This window comes from Pseudoalteromonas sp. SR41-4 (genome assembly GCF_014163985.1).
GTDB lineage: Bacteria > Pseudomonadota > Gammaproteobacteria > Enterobacterales > Alteromonadaceae > Pseudoalteromonas > Pseudoalteromonas rhizosphaerae.
In genome coordinates, this window is sequence record NZ_JACJEI010000025.1 from 47,146 (window position 1) to 64,180 (window position 17,035).

19 protein-coding genes are annotated in these 17,035 nt (G+C 38.2%); 9 read left to right on the forward strand and 10 right to left on the reverse strand.

The features are described from left to right. Positions 1–22: 22 nt before the first annotated feature. The 6 genes from H5180_RS17395 to H5180_RS17420 all read left to right on the forward strand — a co-directional run bounded on the left by H5180_RS17395 (position 23) and on the right by H5180_RS17420 (position 3,807). Complete coding sequence (locus tag H5180_RS17395; RefSeq protein ID WP_024589684.1) at positions 23–430, forward strand: copper resistance CopC family protein; 408 nt, start codon at positions 23–25, stop codon at positions 428–430. An 11-nt stretch (positions 431–441) separates the two neighbouring features. Then, entirely contained in the window at positions 442–1,347 is a 906-nt protein-coding gene (locus H5180_RS17400; protein WP_182758738.1) for a copper resistance D family protein, read from the forward strand. Between the two features lie 20 nt (positions 1,348–1,367). Further along, positions 1,368–1,856, forward strand: coding sequence for a DUF4440 domain-containing protein (locus tag H5180_RS17405; protein ID WP_002963268.1), 489 nt, complete (start codon positions 1,368–1,370; stop codon positions 1,854–1,856). Between the two features lie 9 nt (positions 1,857–1,865). Beyond that, positions 1,866–2,390 (forward strand): DUF411 domain-containing protein, encoded by a 525-nt coding sequence (locus H5180_RS17410; protein WP_182758722.1) that lies wholly within the window; start codon positions 1,866–1,868, stop codon positions 2,388–2,390. 142 nt (positions 2,391–2,532) lie between these two features. Continuing rightward, positions 2,533–3,042, forward strand: coding sequence for a DUF305 domain-containing protein (locus tag H5180_RS17415; RefSeq protein WP_016900198.1), 510 nt, complete (start codon positions 2,533–2,535; stop codon positions 3,040–3,042). 33 nt (positions 3,043–3,075) lie between these two features. Beyond that, positions 3,076–3,807 (forward strand): MauE/DoxX family redox-associated membrane protein, encoded by a 732-nt coding sequence (locus H5180_RS17420; RefSeq protein WP_182758723.1) that lies wholly within the window; start codon positions 3,076–3,078, stop codon positions 3,805–3,807. Positions 3,808–4,023: 216 nt separating this feature from the next. Here the strand turns inward: H5180_RS17420 and H5180_RS17425 are convergent, their stop codons facing one another. From H5180_RS17425 to H5180_RS17460, 8 genes are read right to left on the reverse strand one after another with little or no spacing between them, the layout of a single operon-like run. Next, a complete protein-coding gene (locus tag H5180_RS17425) occupies positions 4,024–4,350 on the reverse strand; it encodes a DUF6488 family protein (RefSeq protein ID WP_016900200.1) in 327 nt (108 codons plus the stop codon). A 25-nt stretch (positions 4,351–4,375) separates the two neighbouring features. Continuing rightward, a complete protein-coding gene (locus H5180_RS17430; RefSeq protein ID WP_165724355.1) occupies positions 4,376–4,906 on the reverse strand; it encodes a hypothetical protein in 531 nt (176 codons plus the stop codon). 13 nt (positions 4,907–4,919) lie between these two features. After that, positions 4,920–5,615, reverse strand: coding sequence for a HupE/UreJ family protein (locus H5180_RS17435; RefSeq protein ID WP_165724357.1), 696 nt, complete (start codon positions 5,613–5,615; stop codon positions 4,920–4,922). Further along, complete coding sequence (locus H5180_RS17440) at positions 5,605–8,748, reverse strand: efflux RND transporter permease subunit (RefSeq protein ID WP_182758724.1); 3,144 nt, start codon at positions 8,746–8,748, stop codon at positions 5,605–5,607. Before H5180_RS17440 ends, H5180_RS17435 begins: the two co-directional genes overlap by 11 nt. Before the next feature lie 9 nt (positions 8,749–8,757). Beyond that, the gene (locus H5180_RS17445) at positions 8,758–9,996 is read right to left on the reverse strand and encodes an efflux RND transporter periplasmic adaptor subunit (protein ID WP_182758725.1); all 1,239 of its coding nucleotides are present in this window, start codon (positions 9,994–9,996) and stop codon (positions 8,758–8,760) included. An 8-nt stretch (positions 9,997–10,004) separates the two neighbouring features. Continuing rightward, positions 10,005–11,285 (reverse strand): TolC family protein, encoded by a 1,281-nt coding sequence (locus H5180_RS17450; RefSeq protein ID WP_182758726.1) that lies wholly within the window; start codon positions 11,283–11,285, stop codon positions 10,005–10,007. Between the two features lie 12 nt (positions 11,286–11,297). Next, positions 11,298–12,272 (reverse strand): M56 family metallopeptidase, encoded by a 975-nt coding sequence (locus tag H5180_RS17455; protein ID WP_182758727.1) that lies wholly within the window; start codon positions 12,270–12,272, stop codon positions 11,298–11,300. Positions 12,273–12,274: 2 nt separating this feature from the next. Beyond that, a complete protein-coding gene (locus H5180_RS17460; protein WP_008467191.1) occupies positions 12,275–12,658 on the reverse strand; it encodes a BlaI/MecI/CopY family transcriptional regulator in 384 nt (127 codons plus the stop codon). A 95-nt stretch (positions 12,659–12,753) separates the two neighbouring features. Here H5180_RS17460 and H5180_RS17465 point away from each other — a divergent pair, with 95 nt between their 5' ends. Continuing rightward, positions 12,754–13,107: a DUF3147 family protein gene (locus H5180_RS17465; RefSeq protein ID WP_008467186.1), complete on the forward strand. Its 354-nt coding sequence runs from the start codon at positions 12,754–12,756 to the stop codon at positions 13,105–13,107. Positions 13,108–13,277: 170 nt separating this feature from the next. On the opposite strand, the gene H5180_RS17470 is transcribed toward H5180_RS17465, so the two are convergent. After that, on the reverse strand, positions 13,278–14,657 hold the full coding sequence (locus tag H5180_RS17470; RefSeq protein WP_182758728.1) for a DEAD/DEAH box helicase: 1,380 nt from the start codon (positions 14,655–14,657) through the stop codon (positions 13,278–13,280). Next, positions 14,651–15,157, reverse strand: a complete 507-nt coding sequence (locus tag H5180_RS17475) for a hypothetical protein (RefSeq protein ID WP_259399588.1) — start codon at positions 15,155–15,157, stop codon at positions 14,651–14,653. Before H5180_RS17475 ends, H5180_RS17470 begins: the two co-directional genes overlap by 7 nt. A gap of 239 nt (positions 15,158–15,396) precedes the next feature. Between H5180_RS17475 and H5180_RS17480 the strand changes: the two genes are divergently transcribed. Both H5180_RS17480 and avs1a read left to right on the forward strand, forming a co-directional pair. After that, positions 15,397–15,705 carry a helix-turn-helix domain-containing protein gene (locus H5180_RS17480; RefSeq protein WP_165724362.1) on the forward strand — a complete coding sequence of 103 codons (309 nt, stop codon included), beginning with the start codon at positions 15,397–15,399 and terminating at the stop codon, positions 15,703–15,705. Positions 15,706–15,849: 144 nt separating this feature from the next. Further along, positions 15,850–17,034, forward strand: coding sequence for an AVAST type 1 anti-phage system MBL fold metallo-hydrolase Avs1a (gene avs1a, locus H5180_RS17485; RefSeq protein ID WP_165724364.1), 1,185 nt, complete (start codon positions 15,850–15,852; stop codon positions 17,032–17,034). Position 17,035: the final 1 nt, after the last annotated feature.

Here is a 17,035-nt window from a genome sequence, read left to right on the forward strand (position 1 = left end):
TCATTTTAAATAAGAGGTAATTATGAAGTTATTTAATTCTGCAGTAGTTATTTTAGGTTTAGTGCTTACATTTTCCGCATCAGCGCATATATCACTCAAGCAATCAACACCTACGCAAGAAGCCATGTTAATGCAAAGCCCAGAGCAACTTTCGTTAACTTTTGGTGGTGAAGTAAGGCTAGCAAAAGTCATCATCAAAGATGAAAAAAATAAATCAATAAACTTTGATTTCAAACCTAGCTCCACCCCAAGCACAGACTTTAATTGGTCGCTGCCGAGTTTAGCACATGGTACCTACACGGTTAAATGGACAGTACTTGGGGGGGATGGACATAAAATGTCAGATTCGTTTTCTTTTATGGTACATCAAAGTGAGTCAAGTAATATGATGCAAGAACAATCTAATGCCCACAGCAAACACAATCATTAAGTAGCAGCATGATACAAGTAAGTGAATGGTCAGTACTTTTACTATTATTAAAGCTAGCAAGCTATAGTGCTTTGGCCGCACTTGCTGGTACTTTTTTAATTCGTTTTATTATCGCCAGTAATTTATCTGGTCATCACTTTATAAGTTTCTCTCAGTATTTAAAGCGCTGGCAAATTCAATGTGTGGCATTGGGTTTTATTGCTGTCATTTTACAAGTACCAATTGAAGCTGGTGCAATTGCAGAATCTGGTGTAGCGGGAATGCTAGACCCTTTTATGCAAGAGATTGTTTGGCAATCAGTTATAGGAGAACAAGCTCTTTTCAGAGGCGCAGCGCTTTTTGTGGCTATGATTGTTGCACTTAATTGGCGCATTAACATAAAGCACCGTTTTGCAGTGGTTATAAATAATACAGTTATGTTGGTTTTGCTTATATCTATTGCATATAGCTTCACTTTCACAGGTCACAGTGCAAATGAAAATGGGTTAGTAAAAAGCATTTTAACTTTTCACCTTCTTGCAATAGCAAGTTGGGTGGGGTCACTGTGGCCACTATATAAAAGCTGTACCATATTATCTGTTCATGAAGTTAAGAAGGTAATGCACCTGTTTGGGCACTTAGCCATCATCGTTGTATTTGTGCTGCTTATTTCAGGTTTAGCGCTTTTGCTTAATTACCTGCATTCGTTATCAGCGCTGTTCACGTCAAGTTATGGGCAATTAATTTTGCTAAAACTGCTACTAGTGAGCGCGATGCTTATGATGGGGGCTTGGCACAAACTAATTTTAGTTCCGAGAATCACCCAAAAACAGCATGTAGGTACACTAAAACGTTCCATCAGTGTAGAAATGCTGATAGCTGCTTTTGTACTTATTACAACAAGCGTGTTCACCACACTTGTTGGTCCCCCAAATTAATTTAATAAAAAGAGAGCAACATGTTTAATAACTCTGCAAAAATAATCATAACATCGCTATTACTTTTTGGCGCATTGAACTCACTAGCTGTAAGCGCACACAAGAATGAGGAACATGCAAATGAGCGTGTGTTATTTGTTGGTACCGATACCCCAGCTGCGCAAGCAGTAAGTGCCTTTCACCAAGCATTAAATCAAAGTGATCAAAAAAAAGCTCGCTCATTATTAGCTGATAACGTCATTATTTTTGAAGGCGGAGGCGTTGAGCGTTCTGCCGATGAATATGCAAATCACCACATGCTAGCGGATATGAAATACCTCAGTTCGGTTAATAGCAAACTATTAGAACATCAGGTTTATATAAGTGGTGATATCGCTTACTCCATTTCGCGAAGTGAAACGATGGGCAGCTACAAAGGTAAAGCCATTAACACAACGGGTATGGAGTCAATGACTCTAAAAAAGACCCGCAATGGCTGGAAAATCACACATATTCATTGGTCAAATTAAGGAAGTAACATGCGATTAACGTACATAACAACTGCACTTTCAGTGATGTTGGCGGTGTCTATATCAGTAAAAAGTATGGAAAACCCACACAGTGTATTGCCAGTCCAAGAGGCCATAGAAAAAGATAAAACAGAGATTGAGTTGACAGTTTATAAAAGTAAAACCTGTGGGTGCTGTAAAAAATGGATTGAGCATATTAATGAAAGTGGCATTAAAACAAAAGCAATAGATGTTGCTGATATGGGGCTAATTAAAGCTCAATATCAAATAAAGCCAAATATGCGCTCATGCCATAGCGCTGTTTCAGCCGATGGGTATGTTTTTGAAGGGCACGTGCCAGCTAAATATATAAAGCAGTTTTTAGCTGAACAACACCCTCAGAAAACGATCGGGCTGACAGTTCCGGCAATGCCTGTTGGCACGCCAGGTATGGAGATGGGCAATCGTTTTCATAAATATAATATTGAAGTACTTACTCAAGATTCACAGCAACATACTTATAAGCATATCAGCAAATACGCAGTGCAGTTTTAACTCTTATGGCATAGTTATTGAATTAGCCGTAAGTATTAATGCGATGATTAAATATATAGTGGGCTTACGCCTTATAAATTGTAAGTAATACCCCTTAGTATAAATAAAATACAAGTTGAACAACTGAAAAGGAGCCATTGTAATGTCACAGTATTTAAAATTTTTCTTAATGATAGCCACATCAACATTAGTCATGTTTGTACTAATGTATTTGAATAGTTATCAGCTAAGCCATGTGTTTTTTAGTGAAACGCGTACCTATATGGCTATTTATATGGGGGCTGCAATGGCGGTAGTTATGCTGTTGTTTATGCTAAATATGTATAAGGATAAAAAGAAAAACAGCGTAGTTTTAGGGATCAGCATTATTAGCTTTGTAGGCGCATTATTTTTAGTACGTTCGCAAATAACGGTCAACGATCAGTCTTGGATGTCAGCCATGATACCGCATCATTCAATCGCTATACTGACTAGTGATAGAGCTAATATCAAAGACAAGCGCGTCCAAGAGCTTGCAACAAATATTATTGAAGCACAGCGTCGTGAGATTAAAGAGATGCAGTGGTTACTGAACGATATAGAAAAAAATGGCCTAGCAGAAACTCAGGAACAAGCACAATCTAGAGCTGTACCGGATTTTAATGCTAAGTAAAATTTTATAAGAATACGTAAAAGGGAGCTAAACATGAGTAAATCAGCAGAGCTTTATAGAATGGCAACAGATGAGCATATTTGCCCATTTGGCTTAAAGTCAAAAGACCTTCTAGAACGCGAGGGTTATGATGTTAATGATCACTTATTATCTTCTCGTGAACAAACAGATAAATTTAAAGCAAAGCACAACGTAGAGACCACACCACAAACATTTATTGCTGATAAACGTATCGGTGGTTATGACGACTTACGTGATTACTTTGATAAGCCAAAAGCTGGACAGCAAGGTACAACTTACACCCCGGTTATTGCAATCTTCGCGGTCGCATTTTTACTAAGTTTGGCATTTAGTTTTGCAATGGGTCATGGATTAATTTCCATGAAAACCGTGGAGCTATTTGTTGCGTTAACTATGGCTGTGTTGGCAATACAAAAACTTCAAGATTTATTTAGTTTCTCAAATTCATTTATCACTTATGACTTAGTGGCGATGAAAGTAGTGAGGTATGCCTATGTTTACCCATTTTTAGAAGCGTTTGTTGGTATTGGAATGATAGCTGGGTTGCCAGCATATAGTATTGCTCCTATTTCATTATTTATTGGTGGTGTTGGTGCTGTTTCTGTTTTTAAAGCCGTATATATAGATAAGCGCAAACTCAAATGTGCATGTGTAGGCGGTGATAGTAATGTACCGTTAGGCTTTATTTCACTTACAGAAAACCTGTTTATGATCGCTGCTGGGATATGGATGCTTGCCAGGTAGAAGGTAAAGTATTTAATTTAAAAATATAATGAACAGTTTATTTATGGGGGTACCTGACCCAGTCTAAAGTCTGAATTATCTCTTTGAGTCCAGCATCAATCTGTTCTGACACTTCGAAGACCTCACCAACTTCGATTGCTAAATAGCTAAAAGTGTTTTTGACGATAAATAGTTAATTGGCACTGTAAAAACTCACAGTGCCAATTAACAATTAGATTAGAAATCGTTTTTCGATTTTACATCTACAAGCTGACCATTTTTAGCTATTTTGAAATAAACTTGTTCACTATCATTTGATGCTTGGATAATATAAGTATCATCGCTCTCGTTTACGACAGTAAATGCTTCTGAAGAAATACCTTTCCAAGAATCATTTAGTTTTCCAACCTCAAAACCATAGTCTTTAAAGGCCAATTTCTTTATTGATTTAGCTGCAATACTAATAGCTTGTTGATCGCTAACGTGACCATGATCACTATGTGCTAGAACACCAGTACTCATTAATGAAATACAAACTAATGCTATTGGAATTAATCTATTCATTGTTTTCTCCTATTAAGTTTTAAGTTTATTGTTTTAAGCCAATTACTTTATATTGTCCTTTTACTAAAAGCTGTATAGCTACGGGGTTATCTGAGTTGTTTTTCCAGTACCAGCCATGTGAGCCCCCAAATGGGGCGGTAAAGCTGCCCTTCATTTCGCTTAAATTGGCAATTGCATAGCTTTCGAAGTAACCGGTTGTGTCTCCTGCTGGCTCTCCGTGTAAATCAAAATGTAAAGAAGCGCCATCGGTCATCCATTCGTAGGTCATTTTTTCATATTGTTGCATCTCAAATTTATATTCAACCCCGCGATTTGCAGGGATAGTGACTTCAATTGTTTGAAACTCATCACTGCCCACTTGCAATGAATCTGATGTTTTAAGTGGTTTTTGCGCTGATGTCTGAGCTATTTTAGTAACGCCCAGTTGTTTACCGAGCCCGGTTGGATCAATGTTATATTCTGCCGGAAGGATAAATAGCACAAAGGCGATTATCGCAACTAATGAAGCGGTGATACTGGCTTTTATAAGTGTTTTTGAACTAACTGTATGTTGCATATATTTCTCTAAATTAATTAATTATATAGCCGGTTAATTGAAGGCCGACTAGCATTAAGCCGGCACTCATTAACGCACCGTTGATAAATGTTGAAAAACGATGAAATGACGGCCGTTTACGCCACACATTAATGGCAATTAAGATAACTGCGAGCGCTAAAAATTGGCCAAGTTCTACGCCAATGTTAAAGGCAATTAAATTTGTCAGTAATCCATCTTCGGGTAATTGAAACTCTTGTAACTTGGTTGCTAAGCCAAAGCCATGAAACAAACCAAAAATAAGCACAGCCATTTTTGTATTTGGCTGCCAATTAAAACAACGCTTAAACCCACCTAAGTTATCAAAGCCCTTATAAATAACTGAAAAACCGATAATAGCGTCAATTAAATAGGCATTAATCTGAATATCGCCAAGCACACCAAGTAGTAAGGTTGTGCTGTGGCCGATGGTGAACATGGTGACATACAGCAATACATCTTTGCTGCGATATAAAAAGAAGATCACACCGATTAAAAACAATATATGGTCGTAACCGGTGATCATGTGTTTTGCCCCAATATAAATAAATGGCACAAACTGTACACCTTGGTTTTGCTCTAAAAAAGCGCGAGTACTATCATCGACTCCGTGTGCTAATGCCTCAAAGCTTAATAAAGCCAAAATAAGCATTAAAATCACTATGCTAAAGTTTATTATTTTAGTTGGCATCAGATCGCTCCAACGTTTCACTTTCAGTCAAAATAGACTCCTTTTCTTTGTGTAAAAGTCGATAGAGTGCGGGGATCAAAAATAATGTTAGTAAGGTCGATGAAATGATGCCACCAATCACCACGGTCGCTAGAGGTCGCTGTACTTCTGAACCAATTCCTGTATTAAGTGCCATAGGTATAAATCCTAATGAGGCAACCAGTGCTGTAGTTATAACTGGACGTAAGCGAGTTAATGCCCCTTCTGTTATCGCTTGATTAAGCCCCATCCCTGAGCTGCGTAACTCACGAATAAACGATACCATTACCAAGCCATTTAATATGGCGATACCAGATAAAGCAATAAAGCCAACAGCAGCAGATATTGAAAATGGAATATCACGCAACAACAATGCTGCAATTCCACCTGTAAGCGCTAAAGGCACACCGGTAAAAATAATTGCAGCATCTTTAAGTGAGTTTAAGGCTAAAATAAGTAAACCTATAATCATTAACAATGTAACTGGCACAACCACACTTAACCGCTCAGAGGCCGATTGTAACTTTTGAAACGTTCCTCCATATTCAATCCAATAGCCGGAAGGGATCGTAACTTCATTTTCAATAGTCGCTTGAATCTCACCAACAAAACTTCCTAAGTCTCGCCCTCTAACATTAGTGGTTACTACAATACGCCGTTTGGCATTCTCACGATTAATTTGATTTGCACCATTAGTTAGCTTGATGGTAGCTAATTCTTGTAATGGTATAGAGCTTCCATTTGGTAAGTTAATAGGTAAGTAACCCAACTTTTCAACATTACTACGTTGCACTTCTTCTAAACGAACGACAATATCAGAACGAATATCGCCTTGATAAAACTTGCCTGCGATAGCTCCTCCTAATGCGGTAGCTAACTGTGACTGAATTTGTGCTTTGCTTATACCAAACTGACTTAGCTTTTCAGTATTGGGTATAATTTCAAGCATAGGTAGACCTGTTGTTTGCTCAACCATCAAATCAGCTACGCCATCAACATTTGCAATCGCAGATTCAATTTCTTTTCCTAACGTAGCGAGTGTTTCAAAGTCATCACCAAATACTTTAATCGCTAATTCTGCGCGAACGCCGGCAAGCAATTCATTAAAACGCATTTGAATTGGCTGTAAGAATTCATATCTGTTACCTGGAATAGGCTCGACTAGTGCAGCTAACTCTTCTACTATTTGAGCTTTAGATTTATTTGGGTTTGGCCACTGATCTCGTGGTTTTAGAATAATAAAGTTATCAGCTACGCTAGGTGGTACTGCATCTGTTGCTACATCCGCGGTACCAATTTTTGCAAATACGCGTTCTACTTCAGGCATCTGCGTAATTTTTTCTTCCAAGACTTTTTGTAGCTCAATCGCTTGGCTTAAGGAAGTACCTGGAATACGAAGCGCGTGCATAGCGATATCACCTTCATCAAGATTTGGTGCAAATTCGCTCCCTAAGCGTGTTGCTTGATAACCAAAAAATGTCACAAGTAAACAAGCGATTAGTACTACTGCCCAGCGGCCTTTTAATGCTAATGCGAGTACTGGTTTATAAACACGGCTTAACCCCAGCATAATATGATTAGGTTTTTCTTTAATTGGCTTTTTAAATAATAGGGCGACCATTGCAGGCACAAATGTGATCGAAAGCGCCATTGAACAAAGCAAAGCAATCACAACCGTTAATGCCATTGGATGGAACATTTTTCCTTCAACGCCTTCAAGCGCGAAAATAGGTAAATAAACAACGGTGATGATGAATACACCGAATAAAGCGGGTCGAATAACCTCTCGTGTAGCCGTAAAAACAATATCTAAACGTGCTTTTAAAGAAAGAGGGGTATCACCTCTCATACTTAAACGACGTAAGCAGTTTTCGACGATAATTATCGTACCATCAACCAATAGACCAAAATCTAATGCCCCTAAACTCATCAAGTTTGCACTGACTCGCGTATGTACCATACCGGTTATTGTCATCAACATTGCAAATGGGATCACTAAAGCCGTTAAAAATGCGGCTCTGAAATTCCCCAGTAATATAAATAATACAACAATAACTAAAATGGCCCCTTCGAGCAGGTTAGTTTGAACAGTATTAAGCGTTTTATCTACCAGTTTAGTTCGGTCATAGACGGCTTTTGCAACTATACCTTCGGGTAAACTGGCATTGATTTCTTTTAACTTTTCACCCACGCCTTGTGCAACTGTGCGGCTGTTTTCTCCTATTAGCATGAACACGGTACTCATCACCACTTCGCGGCCATTTTGAGTAGCAGCACCGGTACGAAGCCCCTTACCATCACTTATAGTGGCAACATCTTTAATAAACACTGCGCTACCGTCGATGGTTTTAATGGGTAAATTTGTGATTTCAGTTAAATCAGCCACCTGACCAGGGACGCGAATTAACCATTGTGCACCGCTTTTTTCAATAAATCCTGTGCCTTGGTTTTGATTGTTTTGACCAATAATATCAACAACATCTGCTGAGGTAAGATTATAAGCCAGTAGTTTTTCAGGTTTAAACGCAATGAGAATTTCTCGCTCGTAACCACCAATAGGGTTTACTTCAACAACACCTGGCACCCGCATTAATTGAGGGCGAATTGTCCAATCATGTATTGTTCGTAAATCAATGGGAGTTACCTCACTACCGTCGGGGTTTTTAGCGCCAGGTATAGCATCAACCGTAAACATAAAAATTTCACCTAACCCAGTAGCTATCGGGCCAAGCTCAGGTAAAAGGTTTATCGGTAACTCGGAACGAGCACTAGACAGCCGCTCATTAACCAACTGGCGAGCAAAGTAAACATCGGTATCATCAGAAAAAATAGCAATAACTTGCGATAAACCATAACGAGACACAGAACGTGTGTTTACAAGCCCTGGTAGCCCAGCTAATGCATTTTCGAGGGGAAAAGTAACGCGTTGTTCAACCTCTAACGGCGTATAGCCTGGCGCTTCGGTGTTGATCATAACCTGAACATTAGTTATATCAGGTACTGCATCAATAGGTAGTTTAGTAAAATTCCATAAGCCTAATCCTGCAATGGCTAATACCATGACAAGAACGAGGATATTTCGCTTTATAGCAAAGCGTAAAATCGATTCTAACATTACGCTCTCCTAGTGATCGTGTGACGCGCCAGACTTTTCAATATCGGCTTTGATGATGTAGCTATTTTCAGTAACATACTCAGTACCAGCAGGCAGTCCACCTAGTACCTCTACCCATGTTGCATCTGAACGACCCAGCTCAAGCATCCTGACTTCATATTCATCAGCGACTTTTGTATACACGACCGTAAAATCACGAAAGCTCTGTAAGCCTATTTTCTTTACCGCTAAAGGAACTTCAAAAGAAGCAGTTTCAATATCGGCTTTAACAAAACTCCCTTCCAACAAAGGCTCAGCCTGTTGTGCCAACGTAACCCACACCATTCTTGCCTGATCACTTCTAACTTTTGGCTCTATAAATGATACCTTACCAGCAATATTCACAAGACTACCTTCTGCCTTAATGCTCACTAGAGTGCCTTGAGATACTTTGCTGTAATCGCTCGGGTAGACTGCTAATTTAACGACAGATTGACTCGCGTCTGTGATAACAAGCAGTTCTCGGTTATTCGTTTGCTCACCTGAATTAGCCATTTGTTTTGCGACAAAACCAGCAATAGGCGATTTTATCTCATAGGGGTTTAAACTTTCATTACTTTCAATCGTCATTAAAGTTTGGCCTTTATTTACTTTATCGCCAAGCTTTACATTTAAGTGTGTAATAACACCTTCAAAACGTGCAAAAACAGTGCGGTGCGCACTCGGCGGTAACCAAACCTGTCCATAAGCAGGGATCGTTTGATGAAGCTTTTGAGACCCTGCAATTGCAGTTTCAATCGCCATTGCATCTGCTACTGCGGGTTCGATTTTTGTTCGCCCCTCTAGGTTATCGTATTGCCAACGATATTTTTTTCCTTGGTAGCTCGCATTTACTGTGACAATAAAAGAGTGCGGTTCGTAAATTTCCATATCCCCACGTAAAAAGTCACTTTGGCTAATAAACTTAATATCATCAATCACATTACCTAATCGGGTTAACGTAACCGTTAATTCAACATCGTCGGGATTAATTGGGTTTTTATTATCCGTTAACCATACTCTAAACTCAGGTGGTACGCCTGTTTCGAAAATCGCTAACTCCAATGCGAAGCTTCCTTCACGAAGCATACGACCATTATGCGGCCCTTTTTCAGGCTCTGCTTGCTCTGTAGTAGGTGTTGATACTGCGCTAGCGGGTGAATGTACCCCCGCGCTGAGGCCGAGTAATACGGCAACGGTTATGGAGGGAATAAAGTTTGTCGTTTTCATAAATAATCTCATTGTTCTATCGATGCGCCAGTAAGACGCTGAATTTCTATATGCTGTAAATGTAAGCTTTCATAAGCGCTAAGTAGTTCTGATTGCGCGCTTAATTGCGCCAGACGCACGCTACTCCACTGGTTGTAATTCAATTTACCAACGTTAAATGCTTGTTTTGCTTGGGTAAGCGCGGTTTCTAGCGTGGGAATGATTTCATTTTTTGAGGTGGTAATTACATGAACAGAATGCTTAACTTCTTGAAGCAAAGCATAAAGCTGGCTATTAGCTTGTTGAGTTAAACTCTTCGCTTGCGCTGTTAATACATCTTGCTCGGCACGTAACTTAGCGACCGTTCCGGCATTGCTGCCAGATGCTCCCCACGGAATAGAAACACCGGCCACGAGCCCAAAGTCATCCGTAGATTCATAGCGACGTAAGCCTGTTGTGAATTGCCATTGTGGTTTTGCTTCAATTTGAGCTAATTCAATGTGTGATTGTGCAATACGTTTTTGACTTGCTAACTGCATCAAACGAGGCGCATTTTTAAAGCGCTCGAACTGTGACTGAAAATCTACAATTTTAGGTAACTGCAATAAGTTACCTGTAAGTGTAAAGTCAGTGCGAGGCTCTGCCCACAAGGCTGAAAGCTGATATTTTCCGCTAGCTATTTCATGCTCAAGATCTTCGACAAGTAATTTTTGTTTAATTAGTTCAGCTTTGGCTAAATTTTTATCAATAGCCAACGACTGACCAATACGAACTCGTTTATCTATTGCATTTACAACTTCATTCGCTTGTCTTACTGCCATTTTATTGAGCTTTAGTGCCTCTTCTTTCACCAGTAGTTGAATAAATTGCTTCGCAGTCATCGCGGCTAAATCAAGTGCAATAATTTGTTTATCTAAACGTAACTGCTCAAGTTCAGACTGGCTTGCTTTTACGCGACTATCAATTTGCTCTTGTTGCATCAGCCAAGAGAAAGTTAAGGTTGATTGCATATTTTGCAAACCACTATGCTCACCTGTCCCAAAAGCATCTTCAACCATTAAGCCTATTTGTGGTCTTTGGCCTATACTTGCTTGCTTTATTTTGCCTTGCTGGGCTTTATCTCGATAAAAGAAGCCCTGTAATTGCGGGTTGTTAGCAAGCGTAAATGAGATGGCTTGCTTTAGATTTAATGTTTGATAAGCCTCAGCACTTGCAAAACACGGCAGTGCTGTAAAAGCCATCAATACTCCCACAAAAAACCGACTACCAATCGGTTTTTTGTGGGTAAAATGACTACTAAATGATTTCATTTTAATCCTTACTTAGTGGATGAAAAAAGTTTCGATAAGATGGTGGACACTATCGACAGTCGACAGTGTGAATAAAGTGATAACCACAAAGCTAAACAAGGTGATCATTAAAAGTAGCTTAGGCGTAGTGGAGATTGGCATTAACAATGTTTGTATACGCTGAGTTATTTGTTCATTACTAAAATGACTCATGTATATATTGTCATTCGTAATATGTTGTTGTCGTTGAAATCGAGCAACATTAATAAGTGCTTGAGCCACATCTAATCCATCAAAACTTTGCGTTGCACCGACATCAGCGATTTGTTCTGTTAAAGCCGTATAAGATTGCTGTAACGCCGCGCGCGTTGACGCAGGAAAACACCAACCAAATAGACTAAACAGTGTTTTAAAAAGCGGATCTCGGGCTTTTAAATGTGCTAGTTCATGCTGTATGACTATGTGTACTGTTTTTTCATCAAGTGCTTGTAATCCGCTGGTTATATACACTTTTGGATTGAAAAAACCAACAGTAAATGCCTCTGGTACAAGGTGGTCAATAACGTGTACAGACTGGTTGGGATAATCTTTGTGAGGTTGAGTATTTGATAAAGCCAACAGACTGCTCATTGCTGAACTATGTCTATTAAGACTAAAAAATGCATGTACGCTAGCGCTTGTCATCAAACAAGCTGCTGATATAAGTAATACCGAATGCCAACTATAGACAGAGAAAACCTCTAGGTGATGCCAGTGAGCAACCCCTTGCAACCAATTAGACATTTGGTTTTGATGTGCCTGCCAAAATACAGCTGCACACAATAATGAGATCCACCAAGGGCTGCTAATAGTTAACCAAAGCATGAACTTACGCTCGGTAAACTGGAAAATAGTAAGTTTTTTACAAAGCGAGGTGTGGAAGAAGGAAATCAATATGATCACACAAATAAAAGCGGTCACCGCTGCGCTCGCTAGATTTAAAAACACGGCCCAATTTCCAACAATCATGTTTACACTTTTCCGCTTCGTAGTTTTCGCTGTTGCTCTATAAGCTTTTCGAGCTCATCTAATTGTGTATCATTAAAATTAGTCGAAGTAGAAGAAAATGCAGCAATTAAACTGTTTTCACCCTCTTCAACAAAGTCAGCTGTAATATCATTTATTAAAGTAGCTATAAGCGAGTTACGATCAACTTTAGTTCGGTAATTATAAGCATGACCCTGCTTAGTTCTGCTAAGAAGGCCTTTTTTATAAAGTCTTTCAAGGGTGCTTTGAATAGTATTGAGAGTGCAGCCACGTGTTTTACCTAAACGACTGTGCACATGCTTTGCATCCGCTTCTTTAGAAGACCACAAATATTGAAGTACTAGTTTTTCTAATTCGCCTAACTGCATAATCAAATATCTCTTAACAACATAGCCATATCATGGCAAAATAAAAACCGATAGGCAATCGGTTTTTATTTTTTATTTAAAAAGGAAAGTAATACATGGGTTGGATAATTTTTAAATACTTAGTGACAGCAGCAATTGTTGTAGCGGTTTCAGAGGTCGCAAAGCGCAGTGATAAACTCGGAGCACTAATTGTAGCACTTCCATTGGTAACCATTTTAGCGATGATTTGGTTGTACGTTGAAAAACAGCCGCCAGAGAAAATTGCGAGTCATGCCTGGTACACATTTTGGTATGTTGTGCCTACCTTACCGATGTTTTTAATATTTCCATCATTACTACACCGATTTGGTTTTTGGCCATCACTCGGCCTCAGCGCCTTAATAACTTGTTTTATTTTTGGAGTGTTTGCATTCGTCGTTAGTAAATTTGGAATAAATTTATTACCCTAAAAGTTGTTTCTGAAATTAATAATATGGTGAAATCAAGGATGTAGCTGAGGCAATAATTTCGATACTTATCTCTAAAAAATTTCCCATTACTTAGCAGAGTCAAATAAAAGCTAGCCTTATTTATGTACTAAGAGTGATAATATAAACAGAATATGGCTCATTTTATGGAACTATAAAAATGCTTCTATAACTCTAGTTCTAAGTGATTTAATTTGTATACTGCTTAATGAACAACCTGAAAGCAGCTCATCATAAGCTATACCGCGTTCTGAAGTTAGGCCCCCTAGAACGAGTTTATCAAGGGTTTCTTTTAACTTATTATCCCTGTTTATCTTTGGCGATGTTAAAGGTCTAAATATATCTTCTCTCACCAAGATTGTGTCACATTCCATATCAACATAAGAGCAACTATCTGGTATATCAATATTAATACGCTCAGCAAACTCAACTAAGCTTGTTTCTGCAAATGTGAATAACCATGCGAATTCAATTTTACCTTTGCCAGACCTAAGAATGCGCCCTAGAACTTGCCTAAAATACAACTCTGTTTTTATAGAGCTTAAATGACAGCATACTTGTAGCCTAGGTATGTCGGTCCCTTCACTGATCATACCAACACTAACAATCCACTGTTCAGTAGATGACTTAAATAAATTAATTTTCTGTGTTGAATTATCGTGTAAGTAAGTAACTATGGTTGACGTTTGATTAAATTCTTCAATTAATAAACTATTTATCATTTCAGCGTGCTTAACTGAAGACGCGACAACTAAGCCTCCGGCAGTTGGGTTTGAAGCTCTTATCTCCGACAATTTTAATACGGCTAACTTTAGTAAATATCTAAGTGCAGAGTCATTATTAAGCACCTCTTGGTACGTTGAGTGAGCTTGCCTAACAAATTCAGCTATAGACCCATATGTATCGTGACCATCCGAAATATTATTGCTATCAACTAAAACTATTTTTGGCTCTCTACACACATTATCTCTAATGGCCTGACTCAAGCTGTATTGATAATCGCATATCAACTCACCTTCTGGGTCAGAATAGTTCACTAAAGCGATAGGAAGAGCGTCTGAGCGCCAAGGAGTGCCTGATAGCGCAAGCGTGTAAGTTGCAATATCCTGTAAATGGAAAACAACTCTCTCACCCCACGTATTGATTTTAGATTTATCTTGCGAGAACGAGCAATGGTGTATTTCATCAAAAATAAAAAATGTACGGTATTTACTTAGCCCATCCCAGGTACTTTGAGGAATGGAGCATAAACTTTGATAAGTCATTGAAACACCTACAGCCGTAAATGAGCCATCAAATGAACACCCAATTATTTTTCCAAATGTTCTTTTGATATTATTAGCCACTTCAACCGATGGTGAAAAGCAGATCACTCTGTCTATCATTTTTTTATCAAATAACGTTTTGGCCAATGATGCTGCCATTATTGTTTTACCAGCACCTGGAGTAGCCTGACATAGAAAGTGCTTATCACTAACAGCGTATTTCTTTACCGCTAACTCAACACATTCTTTTTGCCAACTTCTCAACATTGCCGTGCACCATTATCCAAAGAGGCCAATACAGTAGTTAAAGCGTTAACTTTTCCTAATAACTTAGCTGAATTATTTTTAGCATCATCTAATGCAGAGTAGAACAAGCTAAGGTGCTCAGGGAATCGCTTTTGTAGAGCTTTATATTCATCAACTTCCCCTAATAAAATTGCAAGCTCAGCCTCAAAGTGTTTCTTTTCATTTAATAAGGTTTCAACAAGCGGTGATGCTTGATTATCAGTATTACTGCTAATTGATTTTTCTTGTTCAATTACAACCTGTTTCGCCACAAACGTAACGTTATTAAACAGCTCAGTTTTAAAATATTTTTTATGGCGGCCACTTCCTTTTGAATTTAGGAGTTCCTTCCGCTCAAGAGCTGTCGTTTGTCTATAAATGAATTTACGTGCCTCATCTATATCTTGATATGTATCAGTTACGGTTAATAACTCATCCCTGAGCTCGACAATTGTAAAGCCATTGCACTCTTTTTCGATCAAAAGGGAATAAATATGTTGGTTTAATTTGATAACGTGGGGCATTTCTTATACTACAACAATTAAGAAAACTTAGGGTTGCTAAGTATATAGAACAATGCAAAACTTAGAAATACTAAGTTTTATGCTTGAGAGTGATTTTAAGAACATACCCACAAATCAGACTTAGGATTCCTAAGTGTACAAACTATTGTAAAACTTAGACAATCTAAGCTATTAGAGACTGAAAAAATGATACTTTTGTGTTCCAAAATCCAATCCCAATTAGACTCAAACAAGCCCGCGCTAAGTCAGGTATTACTCAAAAGCAGCTGGGGATACTTATCGGTATGGATGAAAACTCAGCGAGTGGTCGCATGAACCACTATGAAAAAGGCCGTCATATTCCAGATTTAACGACTCTAAAAAAGATCGCTGATGAACTAAATGTTCCATTGAATTATTTTTTCTGTGAAGATGAGACAACAGCAGAGCTAGTAATTGAAATATCAAAGTTAGACACGGAGAAAAAGCTTGAGCTAATCAAGGAACTCAAAAAATCAACTAAATAACTAAAGTTTAAGAATAAACAACCTGATACTAACTTGATATTTTTGGATTAAGTGCTGCGCCAACACATTAACTTTTATAACAATTGATCTGAGAGTATATTTTTAACAAACAAGAATTAAAAAAATCAATAAAGGGAAATTAATGTGAAAATTAAAATGTACCCAGCCGAAAATGGAGATGCATTTTTGATTTGCTCTTCCGATACTAATATTTTGATCGATGGCGGTTATGCAAAGACCTTCGATAAACACATAAAACAAGATCTCGATAACTTAGCGAGTAAAGGTAATATTCTAGATTTAGTTATTGTAACTCATATTGATGCTGATCATATTGGCGGAATTATCCGACTTTTATTACTGAACGAAAGTAAAATATTAAGTAAAGTTATCTCGATCAAAAAAGTTTGGCACAATAGTCTTCGAAGCCTTTCATTACCAAATAGTTCTGAAATTTCACAGGAAAGCTTAGAAATCCTGAAATCGTTCATAAGAAGAGGTCACCCCAAGAATTTAATTGCAGAAACTGAGCAAGTAGAAGAAATTAGCGCTAGACAAGGCAGTACACTAGCAACTTTGATAAATAAAGGTCGATATTGTTGGAATGAGAAACATGGTTTAAAAAACATATGCGTAGAAGAGAATTCATACACATCTCTTCCTAATGGTTCAATAAAAGTTATAACCCCTACAAAGTTAAGACTACAAGAACTTCTACACTCATGGAAAAAAGAGCTAAAGCGTTATGGACTTACTGAATCTGTTACATCAAATACAATTGTCGATGATGCATTTGAGCTAAGCTTAGAACATAGGCAAGAAGAAAATACCAAGCTCCCAGAATTAACATCTTCTGGCCAAAATATAAAGCTTGAGGATATATACTCACCTGATGAGTCAAAAACAAATGGAAGTTCAATTGCAACTATAATTGAGTTAGACGGTGTTAGAGTACTTATGCTAGCTGACGCTTGGGCCGAAGATATTATAGTTGAATTAAATGCAATGAAAGCTCAAGGCGATAACTTAGAGTTTGATGCAATAAAAATATCTCATCACGGTAGTATCCACAACACCAGCCCAGAGCTCCTAAAATTGATAGATGCACCGGCATTTTTTATTTCAACTAATGGTAGTGGAAATCATAATCACCCCGATTTAGAACCCCTTTGTGCAATCGTTGATAGAGAAGCGAATTTTATGAGAACTATTTACTTTAACTATTCAACCTCAGCATCTAGGAAGCTTAAAAACTATCAAACAACCACTGGAGCAACTTTCACAGTTGTAGAAAATGCTACAAATTGGATTAATATCAAAAAGGATTAAG

Excerpts from the sequence above, each read along its gene's own strand:
- H5180_RS17395 (WP_024589684.1), top strand. The coding sequence starts at position 23 with ATGAAGTTATTTAATTCTGCAGTAGTTATTTTAGGTTTAGTGCTTACA.
- H5180_RS17405 (WP_002963268.1), top strand. The coding sequence starts at position 1,368 with ATGTTTAATAACTCTGCAAAAATAATCATAACATCGCTATTACTTTTT.
- H5180_RS17410 (WP_182758722.1), top strand. The coding sequence starts at position 1,866 with ATGCGATTAACGTACATAACAACTGCACTTTCAGTGATGTTGGCGGTG.
- H5180_RS17415 (WP_016900198.1), top strand. The coding sequence starts at position 2,533 with ATGTCACAGTATTTAAAATTTTTCTTAATGATAGCCACATCAACATTA.
- H5180_RS17420 (WP_182758723.1), top strand. The coding sequence starts at position 3,076 with ATGAGTAAATCAGCAGAGCTTTATAGAATGGCAACAGATGAGCATATT.
- H5180_RS17425 (WP_016900200.1), bottom strand. The coding sequence starts at position 4,350 with ATGAATAGATTAATTCCAATAGCATTAGTTTGTATTTCATTAATGAGT.
- H5180_RS17430 (WP_165724355.1), bottom strand. The coding sequence starts at position 4,906 with ATGCAACATACAGTTAGTTCAAAAACACTTATAAAAGCCAGTATCACC.
- H5180_RS17435 (WP_165724357.1), bottom strand. The coding sequence starts at position 5,615 with ATGCCAACTAAAATAATAAACTTTAGCATAGTGATTTTAATGCTTATT.
- H5180_RS17440 (WP_182758724.1), bottom strand. The coding sequence starts at position 8,748 with ATGTTAGAATCGATTTTACGCTTTGCTATAAAGCGAAATATCCTCGTT.
- H5180_RS17445 (WP_182758725.1), bottom strand. The coding sequence starts at position 9,996 with ATGAAAACGACAAACTTTATTCCCTCCATAACCGTTGCCGTATTACTC.
- H5180_RS17450 (WP_182758726.1), bottom strand. The coding sequence starts at position 11,285 with ATGAAATCATTTAGTAGTCATTTTACCCACAAAAAACCGATTGGTAGT.
- H5180_RS17455 (WP_182758727.1), bottom strand. The coding sequence starts at position 12,272 with ATGATTGTTGGAAATTGGGCCGTGTTTTTAAATCTAGCGAGCGCAGCG.
- H5180_RS17460 (WP_008467191.1), bottom strand. The coding sequence starts at position 12,658 with ATGCAGTTAGGCGAATTAGAAAAACTAGTACTTCAATATTTGTGGTCT.
- H5180_RS17465 (WP_008467186.1), top strand. The coding sequence starts at position 12,754 with ATGGGTTGGATAATTTTTAAATACTTAGTGACAGCAGCAATTGTTGTA.
- H5180_RS17470 (WP_182758728.1), bottom strand. The coding sequence starts at position 14,657 with ATGTTGAGAAGTTGGCAAAAAGAATGTGTTGAGTTAGCGGTAAAGAAA.